Raw genomic sequence first — 17,694 nt, forward strand, 5'->3', positions numbered from 1 at the left:
CTCGGCTGGTTTGTGACAGCATCGAACCAGTGCGTTCCGGGGTGCATGCCGGCCGAGTCTTTGTGCCGGCAGGGATGGACGCCTTAGAGCGCTGCGAAGGGATTAAAGAGGCAAGCGAGAGGATGAACAGGGACCGGGCCAGAGCACCACTCACTTGCCATGCAAAGGCGGCCGATAGACAGGGTGGCTACCGGTGCGCCGGTGCTCGGACGACCCGCCGGGTCAAATTGACGGTCCGGAACAACGGGCGTAGGATCGGCCCGGGTTGCGATGAGTGCTCCGATGCAGTGGCCTGAACGCAGTGGATGCTGCGTCGCGCTGCGTGGAAGTTCTCCCGATGAGTCTCCCCGTGCCGTAATGCAACCCGACACAAAGAACCGAGCCTGATCCGCCTTGACGCAAGATTCGAGGAAGCGAATGACCAACCTGGACCTGACGAACGTCGACCCCCGCGTGGTGGCGAGACTCGCCGAACTGGAGTCGGCGGTGAAGTCTGCCGGCATCGACCCGGCGACGCTGACCCACACACCGGCTTACGCCGTGCCGCAAATGGGAATCCCCACCAGCACGCAGATGAACACCCGCGGCATGCCGAGCATGATTCCCGGCCGCGGCCCCGTCTCGATGCCGGTCGCCATGCCCGGGCCGGGCGGCGGGTCGTACAACCGCTACCGCGAAATGACCATCGAGGAACTGCTGCTCGAAAACCGGGTGGTGTTCCTCGTCGGCGAGATCAACCACGCGTCGGCGTACCGCGTCATCATGCACTTGCTTTACCTGCAGAGCGTGAAACGCGACGCGGACATCAACTTCTACATCAACTCGCCCGGCGGTGTCGTGGATGACACGCTGGCGGTGTACGACATCATGAAGGTGCTGTCGTGCCAGATCGCCACCTACTGCATCGGCCGCGCCGAAAGCGGCGGGGCGGTGCTGTTCATGGCCGGCCAGAAGGGCAAGCGCTTCATCCTGCCCAACGCCAAGGTGATGATCCACCAGCCGTACGGCGGCGTGTACGGACAGGCGGCGGACATCGAGATCCAGGCCGAGCAGATCCTGAAGGACAAGTCGTCGCTCATCAAGATCATGGCCGAGTGCACCGGCCAGACCATGGAACGCATCCAGGAAGACTCCGAGCGCGACCGGTTCTTCGACGCCGAAGCCGCCGTGAAGTACGGCCTGTGCGACGAAGTGCTCGGCGGCAACGACACCGCGGCTGCCGTGACGGCGGCGGACGGGAACAAGCCGAAGTAGGTTGGAAGAAAGGCACGAAGGCATCAGGCACGAAGGCACGGAGGGTGGCCGAACGCGACGCCGCTCACCAGAAACGTCCTGACCCTGCGTGCCTCAACTCCTTCGTGCCTCCGTGCCTTCACCGACTCTGTTTCGCGCCACTCGACTCCGAACAAAACTGACTCCCATGACTTCCAACACCCTCATCCCCATCGTCGTCGAGAAGTCCGGCCGCGGCGAGCGGGCTTACGACATCTACTCGCGCCTGCTCCGCGACCGCATCATCATGCTGACGGGCCCCGTCACCGATGAGTCGGCCTCGGTCATCCAGGCACAGTTGCTCTTCCTGTCCAACGAAGACCCCAAGAGCGACATCAACTTTTACATCAACTCGCCCGGCGGCAGCGTGTCGGCGGGATTCGGCATCGTCGACACGATGAAGTTCCTCCGCTGCGACGTCGCCACCACCTGCATCGGCATGGCCGCCAGCATGGGCGCGATCCTGCTGTCGGCCGGCACCAAGGGCAAGCGCTCCTGCCTGCCCAATGCACAGGTCATGCTCCACCAGCCGCTCATCGGCGGCGTGATGCAGGGCCCGGCGACGGACCTTGCGATCGAAGCCCAGCACATGCTTCGCCTCCGCGACCGCATGTACAAGCTGATGGCCGAGTGGACCGGCAAGACGCCTGAAACCATTCACCGCGACTTCGACCGCAACAAGTGGCTCTTCGCCGAAGAAGCCGTCGCCTACGGCTGCGCCGACAAGGTGCTCGAACGCATCCCCGAAACGATCGCCCGTCCGCTGCCGACGGGTGAAGACGAGAAGGTGTGAGGGCCTGAATCCGCTCCCTCTCCCCTGTACTCGGGGGAGAGGGAGTGAAGAAGTCACTTGCGTTCGGAGCCACCTCATGTCATCCATCCGAACGATCGCCTCATTCGCCCCGACGATCGGTCTCTCGCTTCTTCTGATCGCAACCGGCTGCGGCGGCAGCCCTTCGACGGCCAATATCGAGCTCCGCAAGGAGAAGCAGGCGCTGGCGGCCAGGGTTGCCGAACTGGAAACCAAGTCTGCAGCAGATCAGCGCGTCATCGAAAGCCTGCGCGACAGCCGGCCGACCATCCCCACGCTCCCTCCCGATCGCCTGGCCCGGCTGTTCACCACGACCGGCCTCGAACTCGGCCGACTCACCGGCGGTCTGGACACCGACGGCAAGAAAACCGGCGATGAAGGCGTCAAGGTCTACATCGCCCCGATCGACAACGAAGGTCAGCCGATCAAGATGTCAGGGAGCTTTACCGTCGAGGCGTTCGACCTGGCCGACACGGCATCCCCGCTCGTGGGCACCTGGGCGTTCGATGTCGCTTCGGTCCGCAAGAAGTGGCGGGGCAGCTTCCTGGATTACAACTACGTCCTCGACTGCCCCTGGCAGGAGAAGGTTCCCACGCACGATGAACTGACCCTCAAGATCACCTTCGTTGACGAACTGACGCAGGCGCCGTTCAAGATTCAGACGGTGGTGAAGGTCAAACTTCCGACGGCACCCACAACGCAACCGACCACCGCGCCGGCAACCAAGACCGGTGGCTAAAGCGCGACATTGACACTGATCAGGTATATCGTGCGCTTTTTAGCGCCATCCCCGAAGGGGTGGGCTCGGACGACGCGACTCGCGCAGATGTTCGATGTTCGACACAGACGGGGACGGAGATCTCCCGGTCGTCCACACCAACCGCGCGATCCGCGCCAGAGCCCACCCCTTCGGGGATGGCGCTAAAAATCGGAGTCGCGCGGTTTCACCGGTTCCCGGTCCCGATCACTTCTTCACCGCGTCGCTCTTCACCTTCACCACCACCGGATAGTGATCGCTTGCAGTCCGAGCGAGTCCGGCGCGAAACACCTTGACGTCTGCGATCTGGTCCTTCATCGCGGGGGTCGCGACGACGTGATCGATGAAGCTGCGGAAGTCCGGCCGCCAGTAGCCGCCGAAGGAGATCTGCTTGTCGTCCACCAGCGCCTTGGTCGCCAGGATGAAACCGTCTTCCTTCGGCCCGACGAGCAGTTCGATCGCGTCGCCGCCGGCGAGTTTTTCGTACTCGTCCATGCCGAGTTCGTCGTTGGTGTCGCCCAGCAGCAGCACGTCGTCCGAATCGCCGCCGGCGGCCAGCTCCTTCATGATCGCGTGCGTACGCTTGGCCTCGCGGTTGCGCCACTCGGCCGCGGCCTTGCCGGCGGCATTCTTGCCTTCCAGCACCTTCGCCGTGATCGCTTCCTTCGGCTGGCCGGCGTTCTCCTTCTTGATCTCCGACTGCGCGGCGGCATCGAAATCGATCCGCTTGCTCTTCTGGTGCGTCGTGCCGACCCAGAAGCGGTAGCCGCTCGGCGTCTCAATCAGCACGAACGCCGGGCCACGGGCGAACAGCTTGTCGCCGCGCTCGTTGGGCGTCGGGTCCTTTTCTTCGTGGTACTTGTCGTTCTGCTTGATGACCTTGAACCCCGGCTTGAGCAGCATGTTCAGGTGCTGGTTGCGCTCGCCGGTGTTGGTGGGAAAGGTGATCGCCGTCGCGTAGGCTTCACGGAGCCAGCGCTTGTTGAAGTACTCCAGGTTCGACTGCGTGCAGCCTTCCTGGATGACCAGGATGTCGGGGTTCACGTCGCGGTCGGTGATGACCTGCGCCGTCTCCCAGTTGTCCTCGTCATTCGCCTTCTTCACCGCCGCCAGCAACAGGCTGATGTTGGGGTCGTCCTTCTGCTCTTTCGTGAGCTTCTTACCGATCTCGAAACCCTCGAAATGGTCGTTGAAATGTTCGATGTTGTACGTGACGACGGTCACGACCTCCTCGGCTTTGGCCGAAGCGCCGATGAGGGCGACCATCAAGAGTGCAATAAACGAGCGGCGAATCGGTTGCATGAACTCCTCGGTTGTGGGGCACCGATACTACCGCAACCGACACCGATCCGTTCAATCCTTCGGCGCAAAGCCATTTCGATTGATCGGGCTGGCTTCGCTCAGGTCCACCAGGCGCGGGTCGAACTTTTGAGGGTGCTTCGACGCACACTCGATGCAGGTCGTCACGCCGGGAAGGGCTTCCAGCCGGGCCTTGGCGATCGGCTTGCCGCAGAGGCTGCAGCGTTTGGTCGGGTTCTGGGTGAGTGACATGGTTGGCTCCTTTGCACGGAGATGATAGGTCGTCAAACGGTCCGGCGGCCACCGTGATTGGTCAGCCCGAGAACACTTGACGCTAACTACACCGCGCTAACCGCGACGCTCTTTCCGGCGGGCAATGCCCGCCCTACACTCGCGACCGGCATGGACCGCAAGGACGAACAAGAACCCGAGAACGCGCCAGTCGGCGAACCTGCAAGCTCGTCGCTTCGCGAGGGAGAAGCTGCGCCTGAGCCTGCTGCGCCAACGAAACGAAAAGCTCCCTCCGTGGAGAAGAAACTCTCCCCGGCGATGCAGCAGTACCAGCAATTCAAGGCCCAGTACCCGGGCTACGTGCTGTTCTTTCGGATGGGGGATTTCTACGAGATGTTCTGGGACGACGCGAAGATCGCCGCCAAGGCGCTCGGCGTCGCCCTCACCAGCCGCAACAAGGGACAGCCGGACGAAATCCCGATGGCGGGAGTGCCGTTTCACGCGGTCGAGGCGTATCTTCGCAAGATGATCGCCGCCGGGCACAAGGTGGCGATTTGCGAGCAGATGGAGGACGCGGCGCTGGCCAAGGGCGTCGTGAAGCGCGACGTCGTCCGGCTGATGACGCCGGGCACGCTGACCGATGATCCACTGCTCGACGGCCGCTCTGACAACTACCTTGCCGCCGTCGCGTTCAACGTCACCAAAGCCGACGGCTACCGGGCGTCGGTCTGCTGGGTGGAGCTCTCGACCGGCGAATGCACCGCCGCGACCGGCGACGAGCGGCAGGTGCTCGACGAGATCAGCCGATTGCGGCCGGCGGAGGTTTTGGTGCCCGAGATGCCCAGCGGCCGCGAGCACGAGTTCGCCGACCGCATTCGCGCCGTTGGCGTCAAAGCGATCACCGCGCGGGCCGGCTGGCAGTTCACGCCGCACCATGCGAAGGAAGAGTTGCAGCGGCAGTGGCAGACGCATACCGCCGCCGGCTTCGGCTTCGCCGACGACGACCCGGCCGTCCTCGCGTGCGGCGCGATCCTCAGCTATCTCGCCGAGACACAAAAATCGGGCGTCGGCCATCTGCGGTCGCTCCGAAAACACACTGTCGACGACCATCTCTCGATCGACCCCGCGAGTTGGCGCAGCCTGGAAGTCGACCGCACGCTTCGCTCCGGCGGGACCGAAGGCACGCTGCTGTCGGCGCTCGATCGCACCCGCAGCGCGATGGGCGGCCGCCTGCTGCGGCAGTGGCTCCGCACGCCCTTGCGGGATATCGAGCACATTACCGCCCGGCAGGAGGCGATCGCCGCGTTTTTAGACTCGCCGGCCGCGCTCAAGAGCGTCATCGAAAAGCTCGACGACATCTGCGACATCGAGCGCATCGTCGGCCGGCTCGCGGTCAACCGCGTCGGCCCGCGCGATCTGGCGTCGCTCTCCCGCTGCCTGCAATCGATGCCGGCACTGCTCGAAGTGCTCCAGGCGATGCCGCGATCGAAAGAGGTCGCACCGGAGCTGGCCAACCTCGCGTCGTTCTGCGGCGAGCAGGCGACGTTTCTGTCGTCGGCCGTCCTCCCTGACCCCGCACCGCACCTGCGCGAAGGGGGCGTCATCGCCCGCGGGTTCGATGCCGAGCTCGACCGGCTCAAGGAGCTGGCGAAGAACTCCGCCCAGTGGCTCAGCCAGTACCAGGTCCGGCTGTCGACCGAGACGAACATCCCTTCGCTGAAGGTGTCGTACAACAAGGTCTTCGGCTACTACATCGAAGTCACCAACAGCCACAAGGACAAAGCGCCGATCGCCTGGACGCGCAAGCAGACGACGACCAATTCCGAGCGGTACATCACCGATGAGTTGAAGAAGTTCGAGAGCGAAGCGCTGACCGCGCAGGACCGCAGCGTCGCGTTGGAACAACAGCTCTTCGAAAAGGTGCGGCAAACGCTGCTGCCGTACGTCGAATCGTTCCAGGAGTTGGCGTTCGGGCTCGCGCGGGTGGATGTGCTGTCGTCGCTGGCGGCGCTGGCGAGCGAACGCCGCTACTGCCGCCCGGCGGTGGTGCCGCAGCGCGTGCTGGAGATCATCGACGGCCGGCATCCCGTGCTCGACCAACAACTCGGCAGCGAGTTCGTCGCCAACGACACGCGGTTCGCCGAGGGGGACACGCTGTCGCTCATCACCGGGCCGAACATGGCTGGTAAGAGCACCTACATCCGGCAGGTCGCCCTCATCACGCTGCTGGCCCAAGTCGGCAGCTACGTGCCGGCCAAGAGCGCGACGGTGGGCGTCGCCGATCGGCTGTTCACCCGCATCGGCGCCAGTGACGAGCTGCACGCCGGGCAGTCGACCTTCATGGTCGAGATGACCGAGACCGCCAACATCCTGAACAACGCGACCGACCGCAGCCTGGTCGTGCTCGACGAGATCGGCCGGGGCACGAGCACGCTCGACGGCCTTTCGCTCGCCTGGGCGATTTCCGAGCACATCGCCGGCACGGTGCGCTGCCGCACGCTGTTCGCGACGCACTACCACGAACTGACGGATCTGTCCGACCGATTCAAAGGCGTGCGGAATCTGAACGTGGCAGTCCGCGAGTGGGAAGACCAGGTCATCTTCCTGCACAGAATCGTCGAAGGCGGCACCGATCGCAGCTACGGCATCCACGTCGCAAGACTGGCCGGCGTACCGCGGAATGTCCTGGAACGCGCCCGCCAGTTGCTTGGCGAACTGGCCGTCCATCACACGGCCCACACAAGGCCGCTGCGATCGAAGAACAAGCCGATCGACGAGAACCAGTTGCCGCTGTTCGCCGACCCGAGCAAGGAGGTCATAGGCGAGCTGGCGGCGGTCGACATCAACGCGATGACGCCGATGCAGGCGCTGGAGATGCTTGGAAAATTGAAGGGGAAGTTGGGGAAATGACCTGAGCCGGTGCGGCAGCGCCGGTGGGGCAGGCATTCTTGCCTGCCTCGCATGACCGAGTGCCGGGCATTCCTGCCCGGTCGAGGTCATGCGAAACAACTGCCAATCGCCGTCCAGTTACGGTCCCGCTCAACCCGGCAAGAATGCCGGGGTCGCGAGCCCGCGGCAGACAATAATGTCTGCCCCACTATGACACCTTTTCCATGGTGGGCTCACCCCGGCCACTTCACCACCGGCAACCCCGTCTCGGCTTCGATCTCCAGAAGCCGGTTGTACTTCGCGAGCCGCTCCGACTGCGTGATCGACCCGATCTTGATCTGGTCTCCCCACGCGACGGCGAGGTCGGCGAGCCAGTTGTCTTCGGTCTCGCCGGAACGGGCCGAGACGGTCACCATCCAGCCGGCGTCTTTCGCCAATCGGCGGGCCTCGGCGGCTTCGGTGAGGGTGCCGATCTGGTTCACCTTCAGCAGCAAGGCCGAGCAGCATCCGCCGTCGGTCGCCATGCGAATGCGCCTGGGATTGGTGCAGAGAAAGTCGTCGCCGAGCACGAGCGACGATTTGCCGATCGCGTCTTTCAGCGCCGGCCAATGGCCCCAGTCTTCCTCCGCCAATGCGTCTTCAACGCTCACGATGGGGAACTTCCGCACCCATGCGCGGACGATCTCGATCATGCCAAGGCTGTCGACCGGCTGGGCCGCGGGCACACCGCCGTGTGCCCCCGCGCCCTGCGGTGTTCTCGGGTCCGCCACGCCGACGTTGTAAAAACCGTGATCAAAGAAATGGCTCGACGCCACGTCCAGCGCGATGCCGACATCCTTCCCCGGCTCCAGCTTCGCCCGGCGGATCGACTCGACCGCGTCCGTCAGCGCATCGTCGATCGATGCGAACGGCGGGGCGAGTCCGCCTTCATCCGCCCGCAGGGGGCGGGTCTGATATCGCGACGACGTCAGGTCCGCAGCAGCGTAAAAGACCGCGAACGTGTCGGCCAGGCACTGGTCGATCGTCGCCGCCGTCGGCACGAGCAGGATGTCCTGGATCGGCATCTGCCCGCCGGCGTGTTTGCCGCCGGAGAAGAGGTTGATCGTCGGCCTCGGCAGCGTTCGCAGCGGCTGGCCGATCATGTCGGCAAAGTGCTGGTAGAGCGGCACCTTCCGCTCGGCCGCACACGCCCGCGCGAATGCCAGCGAAACCGCCAGGATCGCATTGGCACCCAGTTTCGACTTGTTGGGCGTTCCGTCGAGGTCGATCAGCAGCGTATCCAGTGAGATCTGATCGGGCAGCATTTGGCCGAGGATGGCCTTCGCGATCGGACCGTCGACGTTCGCGACCGCTTTTCGACAGCCGAGCCCGCGATATCGTGCCGGGTCGCCGTCGCGAAGTTCCAGCGCCTCGGCCGCTCCGGTGGAAGCGCCCGACGGCACCGATGCCGAGGCGACCGCGCCGCCACGCAAACCACAGGTGACGGCGACCGTCGGTCGGCCACGGCTGTCGAGGATCTCTCGGGCGACGATGCGTTCGATGATGGGCATGGTTTGCGACGGCTTCAGGTAGGGCGGGCACTGCCCGCCGAGGGAAAACGTGACTGCGTGGAGAGGATACACGGATCGCGAGTCGTTTCGCAGGGGTCGGATTGCTGTGCGACATCCATCGCTCGCGGCTAACCATTTGACTTTCGATCGATGCGACTCCAACGTGACGTCATGCCCTTCCAGATCGCCTCCGTCCGCAAGTTCTGCGCCGCCCACGCCCTCAAGCTTTACGACGGCTCGATGGAGCCCGTCCACGGTCACAACTGGCGCGTGCAGGTCCGCGTGTCGGCCGACAAACTCGACGCGATCGGCGTCGTGATGGACTTTCACGAACTCGAACACCTGATCGACCAGCTCGTCGTCCCGTGGCACAACCGGCACCTCAACGAGTGCCCGCCGTTCACGACCGAGCTCAACCCGACCGCGGAAAACGTGGCGTTCCACATCGGCCGATCGCTCAAGCTGCCATCAGGCGTGACGCTGCTGTCGGTCGAAGTGTGGGAGACGGATGAGAACTCGGCGCTCTTCGAGCTTTGATTGTTGAATGTGCATTGGTGGCGGTCAAAGGTGCAGTGGTGTCGAACTGCGCCCATCGTCTCATTGTCATCCTGAGGTACCCCGAAGGACCTGGTGTCCCAGCCGGGAAAACTTTCGAACGCCTTTCAGCGATGGAGTGCATTCCGACGCCTGATCCGTGACTCCAGTTCTACAAGGTCCTTCGGAGTACCTCAGGATGACAGTGGTGGCGGGGGCACGGCCTCGGAGGGCTCACACATCCTGCCTCATGCCAGACTTCGCGAACCCGTCCGTCAGATCGTGCTTCATCAGCTTGCCGGCAAAGTCGTACGCCGCCAGACCCGGAACGATCGTGAACGCATCGTCCACCGGCGCGTAGCCCAGGATCTCCCGGGCGTCGCTGATGTCGAGCCGGTTGAACGCGTTGTTGCTCAGCACATTGAACACGCCCCAGCGAACGTGCCTCGCCGCGATGCATCGGTCGAGCATCTGGTTCATGTCGCGCGGGCTGATCCAACTGTCGGCGATATTCGCGGCGTCTTTGTTCTCCAGAGCGCTCGCCGGCTGGAACGCGCCGATCCGCAGCGCGATCACCGACATCCCTTCCTGCTCAGCCAGGTACCGGCCGAGCGCTTCGCCGAAACACTTGCTGACGCCATACAGATCGCCGGGGTTTGGCGGCTCGGCGGTGTGGGATTGCCGGGTCGGTCCGAACCCACCGACCGCATGAATGCTCGATGCGTAAATCACCAGCCGAACGCCCGCCGACTTCGCCGCCGCCATCACGTTGTACGTGCCGACGATGTTCGCCGGCAGCAGGCTGTCCCAGGTCGCGTTGGGGCTCGGGTCGCCGGCGAGATGGATCACCGTATCGATGCCCCGGCAGGCGTCCTTCAGTCGCGGCAGGTCGCTCAGATCGGCCTCGACCACCTCGCCCAACGCGGCGTGCTTCGGGCCGAGTTCGTCGCGCTTGCCCGGCCGAATCATCAGCCGCAGGGCGTACGTCGACGTGCCGTGCTCGCAGAACGCCCGACCGATGTTGCCGGCTGAGCCGGTCACCAGCACGGACAGGCGGTCGGCAGAGCCAGGGGGAAACGGTTGGGAATGGAGCGTGAAAGACTGCGACATGGTGCGTCCACCAGTACCGCCGGCTCCGCCGAGCGCGAACCCGAATAATTCACCACGGAGTTCATCATGAAGCCGTCGGCACCCGCGAACGCTCGTCTACGCCCGCCGTCGCTCCCACCGCCACACCAGGCCGTCCTCGGGATCGACGATCTCCCCGATCTGCGTGAAGCCGCACTTGGCCAGGATGCTGGTCGAGGCGTTGTGCTCGGGCATCGTGTGGGCCCGGATCACCCGCACCTTGGGGTTGGCGAACGCGAAACCAATCGCCGCCTCGGCGGCCTCGCCGGCGTAGCCCTGACCCTGGTGAACCGGCACGATGCCGTAAGCGATCTCGACCGTGCCATTCGCATCCGGCGGGCCCTTGAACCCCACGCTGCCGATCGCCTCGTTCGAGTCACGCAGGATGATCGCAAACCCGTACTGCCACGGGTCGGCCCCGTCCGATTCCCGCAACTGATCCACGTACGATTGCGAAACATCCTCCGAGACGAAGAAGTCGCGCAGGCCCTCGGCAGCCCGCAGGCCCGAGACCTTGGCGTATCGCTCTTCGCTCTCCATCAGCGCCAGCAGGTTGACCGGAAGGCTCGGCCGCAGCACGAGCCTGTTCGTTTCCATGTTCATGCGAGTCCTCACGTATAGGCGATAGCCGCGACCGACCCTCAGGCCCGCCGCAGCGTCTCCTCGAACAGCGCCGCCCACTCCATCCGTTGGAGCCGGACAACCGCCGAGCGGAGCGGCGCATCGGCGGGCAGATCCTCGGCCTCTTCGGCCAGATCGACCAGAGCATACCCGTCCCGCCCGCCGCCCAGCAGCCGGCTGAGCTCGGCGTTCTCCGGCGACGACGGCAAACCCGCCACCGCCGCCCGAAATCGCGCATGCGCCGGATGCCCGCCACACCGGGCATACCAGTACTTGGCGTTGGAGAAATCTCCCTCGCGGCGGTGCATGATCGCGTGCCAGAACGAACCCGTGCTCGACTCAATCGACTGCGACAGCGTGTGCGATTCGTCCAGCCAGTCGTGCCACAACCACAGCCCGGCGAGCAGTGCCCCGGCGACTTCCGGCCGGCCGGCAGGGCGGGCCAGCACATCCCCGGCCGTCATCGCCGACAGCAGTTTTTTGCCCTCGGCCGATCCACCGCCGCGAACGACCAACCGCTGGTACGCAACGGCCGCGTCGGCCCGAAGCACCGCGACCGCCGCCGGGGACAGCAGCGCGGCCGAAGTCGAAGTTAAAGGGATGTCTGCCATGGTCGGTCGTCCGTTCGACCCGAAAGTTAACCGCAGGCCCCGTTTCTGGGTAGAACCGGGACATTCCCAGCTAGCTCGGATTATTCACCACGGAGGACACAGAGTTCACGGAGAGGAACAAGGAGAAGAGACTTATGAACGACTTGAGCTATTCATTCGACTTGCAGGTTGCGCCAATCACATTCGGGCAAGGTCTCCGCGATTCCTCCGTGTTCTCAGTGTCCTCCGTCGCGGGCCTGTATTTTCCGGGTTAGCGGCCGATGTGGGCGCGAAGCCGGTCAGGATGCGTTGCCGGGAGATGTTGGGCCACTGTCCGAATGTCCCGATCGCCGCAGTTGCATCCGGTTCATTCCGGGATATACTCTCCGACCCGGTTGAGGGCAGATAGCTCAGCTGGTAGAGCAATGGATTGAAAATCCATGTGTCGCCGGTTCGATCCCGGCTCTGCCCACTTGGGACACCGTCCCGCAAGTCCGCGAACAACCCCCGGTTTTTAGCCGGGGGTTCTTCGTTGAATCGGACAGTTCTCGGGGCACCCGGTCCACGGTCGCCGGCAGGCCGCGTCACCGACGCGGGGCGACGGGCTTGTCAGATCCGGCTTTGCTGCCGGTAGGCGGTTGGCGTCATTCCTGTGCTGCTGCGAAATGTCGCGCCCAACTGCTTTGCGTTCTTGAACCCTGCCATCGCGGCGACGACGTCCATCGACCCGCCGGTCTGGGACAGCGCCTGTTTGGCGACCTCCAGCTGCGCCCGGGAAATCTCCTGCGCCGGCGTTCGACCCAGGGCCTTGAGAAACCTCTGATCGAGCGACCTCCGCGACACAAGCACCTCGTGGAGGACGTCGGCGACCTGAATGTTGTCCTGCACGTGCATCGCGATGTAGCGAACGGCCGCCGCGACGTCGGGATCGATGATCGGGGTACGCCGGGTGGATGCCCTTGGCACCACGCCCGCGGGCGGGATAAGGAGCCTGGTTTCTTTCTGCTGTCGGGTTCGCATCATCCGTTCGAGCATGCGGGCCGCTTCGTATCCAATCCGCTGTGTCGAAAGTGCGATGCTGGAAATTGAAGGGTTGGCCAGTTCGCAGAACATCTCGTCGTTCTCCACGCCCAGAATCGCAACCGACTCGGGCACGGCAATTCCCAGCTTCCGGCAGGCGGCGAGCATCTGCACCGCGCGACGGTCGTTGGTGGCAAACACTCCCACCGGCTTCTTCAGTCTGCTCACCCAACGGACGAGTTCGGCACTCGGCTCCTGCGCCTGCTCTGTGGCATTCCCTACAGCGGGCCATAGGAACGATTCGCAGGGGAAACCCGCCGCGACGAGGGTTTGGAGGAATCCCTGCTCACGCAGGCTGGAGTCGTCACGGCCTCGCCAACCCAGGTACCCGTAGTGCGTGAGACCCAGCGATAACAAGTACGCGGCGGCCAGTCGCCCGACGGCCATGTCATCACTTGTTACACGGCGCGTCTCCGATTCGACGCTGGAACTGGAGAAATCCACGACGGGCACATTCGGTCCGAACAGCAGGTCGCTCGACGGAACGCCCTCCAGATGTCCGATCACACCATCCAGGGTCGAGTCGGGGTCGGTCAGCAGTGGCAGTCCTTCGGTCGGCGCGAGAAGCCATTCCCAGCCAGCTTTCGCTCCCACCGCCGCAACACTATGCACGACCTGTCGGCAGAAGATATTCGTCGGCGAGACCACGATCCCGACCCGCTTGGGCGATTCTGCCATAACTGGTGTCCCGTTCATCCCCTTGACGCCGAGCGTGGCGAACAAAAGGGGTCAGATGGAAGTCGCCGTCCGCGAATCGCGGTACCGGGCCGCAAGCATTGTGAAGTGCCTGATCTCCAACACACCATTGGATGCTCGGGGCGCTTGCGTTCCGTGACCTTCCGTCAGGTAGCACCACACGCGACAACTTTGTCTCGAGTTGAACGAACACCGGCCACGGCAACAGAGGGTCCCAGGGGCGTGACACATCTGCCTGTACCTCTTGATCGCCACAAAACTCCGCAATCCATCGTCAGTATTTTGGTGCGATTCGCCACACGAAGCGACGTCAGAGGAAAAGTTTCGGCAAATGTATGCCTGCAGATGGGTGGTTCGCTTCGACCAAACGGCATGCAATCAAGTCCTTGAAGCTGTTGTCGTGCGACCTCGGCATATCCAAGTAATTCCGGAGTAACACCATGTCCTTCCTCAGTGCAGCCGCGGCGATTTATCAATGTCGATCACGCGTTCTTCCCGCCAGGAAACCCAGCAGGCTCATCCGCCGGGTGGCTCGAGAGCAGGTGGAACGGCTCGAAGACCGACGTCTCCTCTCGGCGGCCGCGGTCCTGGGAACGGCCGAATCCTTCGCCGCCCTGGCCGGCGCGTCGGTGACCAACACTGGGCCGACCGTTCTCCAGGGAGATCTGGGCGTGTCGCCGGGCAACGCGATCACGGGCTTCCCGCCGGGCATTGTCAACGCTCCGGGGACGATCCACACCACCGACGCCGTCGCCGCACAGGCCGAGGCCGACGCCTTGACCGCGTACAACAATCTCGCCGGCCTCGCCACCACCGCCACGCTGACCGGGCAGGATCTGGGCGGCATGACCCTGGTGTCCGGCGTATACACCTTCTCGTCGTCGGCGCAGCTCACCGGGACTATCACACTGGATGCCCAGAACAACGCCAACGCCAAGTTCGTTTTCCAGATTGGCAGCACCCTCACCACCGCGTCGGCATCGAAAGTGAACGTCATCAACGCGCCTCCCTGCTTTGATGACGTCTACTGGCAGGTCGGAAGTTCTGCGACGCTCGGCTCGACCACGGAGTTCTACGGGTCCATCATCGCGCTCACCAGCATCACGCTTGTGACCGGTGCCTCGATTGTCCAGGGCAATGCGCTGGCCCTCAACGGTTCGGTCACGCTCGACAACAACACGATCTCGCCCGACCAGTGCGGGACCATCTCCGGTGTTAAGTTCGACGACACCAACGGCGACGGCATCCGGCAGCCCGGCGAGCCGGGGGTCACCGGCGTGACCATCTTCCTCGACAGCAACGGCGACAACCTGCTGAGCAGCGGCGAAGCCAGCACCACCACGATCGCCGGCGGCGCCTACCACTTCGACGATGTCGTCCCCGGCGCCTACTCCGTTCGCGAGGTCGTCCCGCCGGGCTCCATTCGAACCACCGTCAACCCGGCTGCCGTAACCGTTCCGAACCGCAGCGACGCCCCCGGCGGCGACTTCGGCAACTTCCGTCTCGGCCAGATCGGCGGAACCACCTTCGATGACGTCGACGGCGACGGCACCCAGGACGCCGGCGACGCGGGCACACCCGGCGTCACCGTCTACATTGATACCAACGGCAACAACGCACTCGACGGCGGAGAGTCCAGCACCACCAGCGGCCCCGGCGGCACCTACACATTGACCGGCGTCGGACCCGGCCCGATTACCGTGCGCGAAGTCGCCCCCACCGACACCACGCAGACCACCACCAACCCCGCGCCGATCACCACCATCAGCGGCGGATCGGTGCCCGGGATTGACTTCGGCAACACCCCGGTCCCGCCCACCGTTCCACCGGTACCGCCCGCCGTTCCCGGGCAGATCACCGGCATCAAGTTCCGCGATTCCGACGGCGACGGCATCCGCCAGACCGGCGAGCCGGGCCTTCCGGGCGTTGCCCTGTACATCGATACCGATGGCAACGGCGCTTACAACGACTGCGACCCGTGCGTAATCACCGACGCCAACGGGACCTACGTCTTCACCAATGTCGCACCCGGCAGCTACGTGGTTCGCGAACAGGTGCCGGCCGGCTGGGTTCAGACCACGACCAATCCGGGCGCTGTCACGGTGGCCGGCAACGTCGTCAGCGGCGGTAACTTCGGCAACTTTCAACTCGGATGCCTCATCGGCATCAAGTTTCAGGACACCAACGGGAACGGCATTCGCGATTCCGCAGACCCCGCCCTGGCCCGCTTCACCATCTACATCGACGCCAACGGCAACAACACCCTCGACAGCGGCGAACGCAACACCACGACCGACGCCGACGGCACCTTCGCCTTCAGCAATGTCGGCCCGGGCACTTTCCGAATCCGCGAAGTCGTCCCCAGCGGCTGGACGCAGACCACCGCCAACCCCAGCCCGATCGTCATGACCAGCGGGGCCAATGTGACGTCCATCCGGTTCGGCAATCGGCTGACTGCGGTCAAACAGATCAGCGGAGCCAAGTTCCAGGACACCAACGGCGACGGCATCCGCCAGGCCGGCGAACCCGGCGTCGCCAGCGTTACCCTGTACCTTGACGTTAACGGTAACGGCCAGCGCGACAACGGCGAACTGAGCACCCTCACCGATGCCACCGGAGCCTACGGCTTCACGAATGTCACGCCCGGCACCTACAAAGTTCGCGAAGCGGTCCCAGCGGGATGGGTGCAAACCACTGCCAACCCTGCAGCGGTCAACGTCACCGCGACCGGCACCGTGGTCGGCGGGATCTTCGGCGACTTCCAGCTCGGAACGATCGGCGGAACCAAGTTCCAGGACACCAACGGAAACGCCATCCGCGACAGCGGCGAACCAGGGCTCGCCGGCGTCACGATCTTCATCGATTCCAATCTCAATGGTGCACTGAATACCGGCGAACGCTACACCAAGTCGGATGGCAACGGCACGTTCTCCTTCGCCAACGTCGGCCCCGGCCGCTACTCCATTCGTGAGGTCAAGCCCAACGGCTGGACGCAGACCACCGCGAACCCGGCCGCCATCCTGATGACCAGCGGCGCGAGCATCCTCTCGGTCAGGTTTGGCAATAAGCCGGTTGCAGTCCGGCAGGTCAGCGGCATCAAGTTCAATGACTACAACGGCGACGGCATCCGCCAGAGCGGGGAGGCCGGCCTCAGCGGCGTCACCCTGTATCTCGACGCCAACGGGAACAATCTCAAGGACACCGGAGAAATCACCACGCTGACCGATGCCAGCGGCGGCTACGCGTTCGTTAACGTCGCCGCCGGGACGTACAGCGTGCGCGAGGTGGCTCCCACCGGCTGGATTCGCACGACAGCCAACCCGGGCGCGATTGTCGTCGCGCTCGCCGGCGGAACCATTGCCGGCGGAACCTTCGGCAACTTCAAGCTAGGCAGTGTCGCCGGCAAAGTGACGCAAGACATCTGCGACTGCCCCGATGTGCTGCCTTCGGCCTTCGGCGGCGTTACCGTCAAGCTCTACCGCGACGTCAATGGCAACGGCTTGATCGACGCTGCCGACGGCGCGTCAAGCAAGTCGACCGTCAGCGCCGCCAATGGCACGTACTCCTTCGGTAGCCTGACGGCGGGCAAGTACATCGTGAAAGCAACCACCGCCGCCGGCTACACCGCCAGCGGTCCGACGGTGTATGCCATTAACGTCAGCAGCGGCTCGCTGCTGACCAGCCGGAACTTCCTGCAGGCGACCGTTCACTGAACGATCGCGCCGGGTTCGTCGTGAAGGCCGATCGTCCGAGCCGCGCGGGCCGGATGAAGCACGTTCAACCTAGCCTGGCCAAGGCATCGATTGCGAAAGACGGGCCCGGGGTAACGGTCCGCCGTTACCCCTGGTCGCGCTGTAGTCAGGGTTCATCGTCGCCTCCGCGAAAAACGGTCCCTTCGGCTATCCGCGACCCAAGCGGCGAGTAACCCACGGCTGGGTCAGATAAGCGAGGAAATCTGTCCGAGCACGCGAGAGGAAGCGGCCGGATTCTTCACTGGACACGCTCTATCGCGCATCGTACAATGCCCTAACAATATCGTCGCCGCGAACCGGCCCGGTTGGAGTCCAACCTGGGGCGGTTTGATCGCATAGAGACGTGGGTTCCGTAGAGCGATTGGCGGGACAGAGCCGAGTTGGAGCTCGGCGGTCCTACGGGAAGAGCCGTCGCGGAGCGGGCGGGCGGTGGGCTTGGGTTCGTTCGGCGGGGTTGCGCTGGGTTCGTTTGGCGTAAAGGCGT

Annotated in this window: 13 protein-coding genes and 1 tRNA gene; 7 read left to right on the forward strand and 7 right to left on the reverse strand. The window is 64.3% G+C overall.

Annotated features, from left to right (window positions below; genetic code table 11):
- The first annotated feature begins 417 nt into the window (after positions 1–417).
- From IPV69_RS22775 to IPV69_RS22785, 3 genes are all read left to right on the forward strand, one after another.
- Positions 418–1,254: a ClpP family protease gene (locus IPV69_RS22775; RefSeq protein ID WP_206292028.1), complete on the forward strand. Its 837-nt coding sequence runs from the start codon at positions 418–420 to the stop codon at positions 1,252–1,254.
- A 166-nt stretch (positions 1,255–1,420) separates the two neighbouring features.
- Positions 1,421–2,065 carry an ATP-dependent Clp protease proteolytic subunit gene (locus IPV69_RS22780; RefSeq protein ID WP_206292029.1) on the forward strand — a complete coding sequence of 215 codons (645 nt, stop codon included), beginning with the start codon at positions 1,421–1,423 and terminating at the stop codon, positions 2,063–2,065.
- A gap of 76 nt (positions 2,066–2,141) precedes the next feature.
- Positions 2,142–2,822, forward strand: a complete 681-nt coding sequence (locus tag IPV69_RS22785; RefSeq protein ID WP_206292030.1) for a prefoldin domain-containing protein — start codon at positions 2,142–2,144, stop codon at positions 2,820–2,822.
- A gap of 225 nt (positions 2,823–3,047) precedes the next feature.
- On the opposite strand, the gene IPV69_RS22790 is transcribed toward IPV69_RS22785, so the two are convergent.
- Both IPV69_RS22790 and IPV69_RS22795 read right to left on the reverse strand, forming a co-directional pair.
- A complete protein-coding gene (locus IPV69_RS22790; RefSeq protein WP_206292031.1) occupies positions 3,048–4,142 on the reverse strand; it encodes an endonuclease/exonuclease/phosphatase family protein in 1,095 nt (364 codons plus the stop codon).
- A 51-nt stretch (positions 4,143–4,193) separates the two neighbouring features.
- Positions 4,194–4,391 (reverse strand): TraR/DksA family transcriptional regulator, encoded by a 198-nt coding sequence (locus IPV69_RS22795; RefSeq protein WP_206292032.1) that lies wholly within the window; start codon positions 4,389–4,391, stop codon positions 4,194–4,196.
- Positions 4,392–4,664: 273 nt separating this feature from the next.
- On the opposite strand from IPV69_RS22795, the gene mutS reads away from it, so the two are divergent.
- Complete coding sequence (gene mutS / locus IPV69_RS22800; protein ID WP_206292033.1) at positions 4,665–7,280, forward strand: DNA mismatch repair protein MutS; 2,616 nt, start codon at positions 4,665–4,667, stop codon at positions 7,278–7,280.
- A 212-nt stretch (positions 7,281–7,492) separates the two neighbouring features.
- Here the strand turns inward: mutS and eno are convergent, their stop codons facing one another.
- Positions 7,493–8,809, reverse strand: coding sequence for a phosphopyruvate hydratase (gene eno, locus IPV69_RS22805; protein WP_206292034.1), 1,317 nt, complete (start codon positions 8,807–8,809; stop codon positions 7,493–7,495).
- A gap of 150 nt (positions 8,810–8,959) precedes the next feature.
- Between eno and IPV69_RS22810 the strand changes: the two genes are divergently transcribed.
- Entirely contained in the window at positions 8,960–9,346 is a 387-nt protein-coding gene (locus IPV69_RS22810; RefSeq protein WP_206292035.1) for a 6-pyruvoyl trahydropterin synthase family protein, read from the forward strand.
- A gap of 231 nt (positions 9,347–9,577) precedes the next feature.
- Here the strand turns inward: IPV69_RS22810 and IPV69_RS22815 are convergent, their stop codons facing one another.
- From IPV69_RS22815 to IPV69_RS22825, 3 genes are all read right to left on the reverse strand, one after another.
- Positions 9,578–10,453, reverse strand: a complete 876-nt coding sequence (locus IPV69_RS22815; protein WP_206292036.1) for an NAD-dependent epimerase/dehydratase family protein — start codon at positions 10,451–10,453, stop codon at positions 9,578–9,580.
- A gap of 96 nt (positions 10,454–10,549) precedes the next feature.
- Positions 10,550–11,074: a GNAT family N-acetyltransferase gene (locus IPV69_RS22820; RefSeq protein WP_206292037.1), complete on the reverse strand. Its 525-nt coding sequence runs from the start codon at positions 11,072–11,074 to the stop codon at positions 10,550–10,552.
- A gap of 38 nt (positions 11,075–11,112) precedes the next feature.
- Entirely contained in the window at positions 11,113–11,703 is a 591-nt protein-coding gene (locus IPV69_RS22825) for a hypothetical protein (protein ID WP_206292038.1), read from the reverse strand.
- Positions 11,704–12,081: 378 nt separating this feature from the next.
- On the opposite strand from IPV69_RS22825, the gene IPV69_RS22830 reads away from it, so the two are divergent.
- Positions 12,082–12,154 (forward strand) — tRNA-Phe (locus IPV69_RS22830).
- A 137-nt stretch (positions 12,155–12,291) separates the two neighbouring features.
- On the opposite strand, the gene IPV69_RS22835 is transcribed toward IPV69_RS22830, so the two are convergent.
- Positions 12,292–13,440, reverse strand: coding sequence for an AraC family transcriptional regulator (locus tag IPV69_RS22835; protein WP_206292039.1), 1,149 nt, complete (start codon positions 13,438–13,440; stop codon positions 12,292–12,294).
- A 458-nt stretch (positions 13,441–13,898) separates the two neighbouring features.
- On the opposite strand from IPV69_RS22835, the gene IPV69_RS22840 reads away from it, so the two are divergent.
- Positions 13,899–17,171, forward strand: coding sequence for an SdrD B-like domain-containing protein (locus IPV69_RS22840; RefSeq protein WP_206292040.1), 3,273 nt, complete (start codon positions 13,899–13,901; stop codon positions 17,169–17,171).
- Positions 17,172–17,694: the final 523 nt, after the last annotated feature.

Origin of the sequence: Humisphaera borealis, assembly GCF_015169395.1 — a bacterium.
In the GTDB taxonomy this organism is placed as follows: Bacteria; Planctomycetota; Phycisphaerae; order Tepidisphaerales; family Tepidisphaeraceae; genus Humisphaera; species Humisphaera borealis.

Bases quoted from the DNA above. Each gene is read 5' to 3' on its own strand.
- IPV69_RS22840 (WP_206292040.1), top strand. From the start codon at position 13,899: ATGTCCTTCCTCAGTGCAGCCGCGGCGATTTATCAATGTCGATCACGC.
- IPV69_RS22780 (WP_206292029.1), top strand. From the start codon at position 1,421: ATGACTTCCAACACCCTCATCCCCATCGTCGTCGAGAAGTCCGGCCGC.
- IPV69_RS22795 (WP_206292032.1), bottom strand. From the start codon at position 4,391: ATGTCACTCACCCAGAACCCGACCAAACGCTGCAGCCTCTGCGGCAAG.
- IPV69_RS22810 (WP_206292035.1), top strand. From the start codon at position 8,960: ATGCGACTCCAACGTGACGTCATGCCCTTCCAGATCGCCTCCGTCCGC.
- IPV69_RS22815 (WP_206292036.1), bottom strand. From the start codon at position 10,453: ATGTCGCAGTCTTTCACGCTCCATTCCCAACCGTTTCCCCCTGGCTCT.
- IPV69_RS22785 (WP_206292030.1), top strand. From the start codon at position 2,142: ATGTCATCCATCCGAACGATCGCCTCATTCGCCCCGACGATCGGTCTC.
- IPV69_RS22790 (WP_206292031.1), bottom strand. From the start codon at position 4,142: ATGCAACCGATTCGCCGCTCGTTTATTGCACTCTTGATGGTCGCCCTC.
- IPV69_RS22820 (WP_206292037.1), bottom strand. From the start codon at position 11,074: ATGAACATGGAAACGAACAGGCTCGTGCTGCGGCCGAGCCTTCCGGTC.
- IPV69_RS22775 (WP_206292028.1), top strand. From the start codon at position 418: ATGACCAACCTGGACCTGACGAACGTCGACCCCCGCGTGGTGGCGAGA.
- IPV69_RS22825 (WP_206292038.1), bottom strand. From the start codon at position 11,703: ATGGCAGACATCCCTTTAACTTCGACTTCGGCCGCGCTGCTGTCCCCG.
- IPV69_RS22835 (WP_206292039.1), bottom strand. From the start codon at position 13,440: ATGGCAGAATCGCCCAAGCGGGTCGGGATCGTGGTCTCGCCGACGAAT.
- eno (WP_206292034.1), bottom strand. From the start codon at position 8,809: ATGCCCATCATCGAACGCATCGTCGCCCGAGAGATCCTCGACAGCCGT.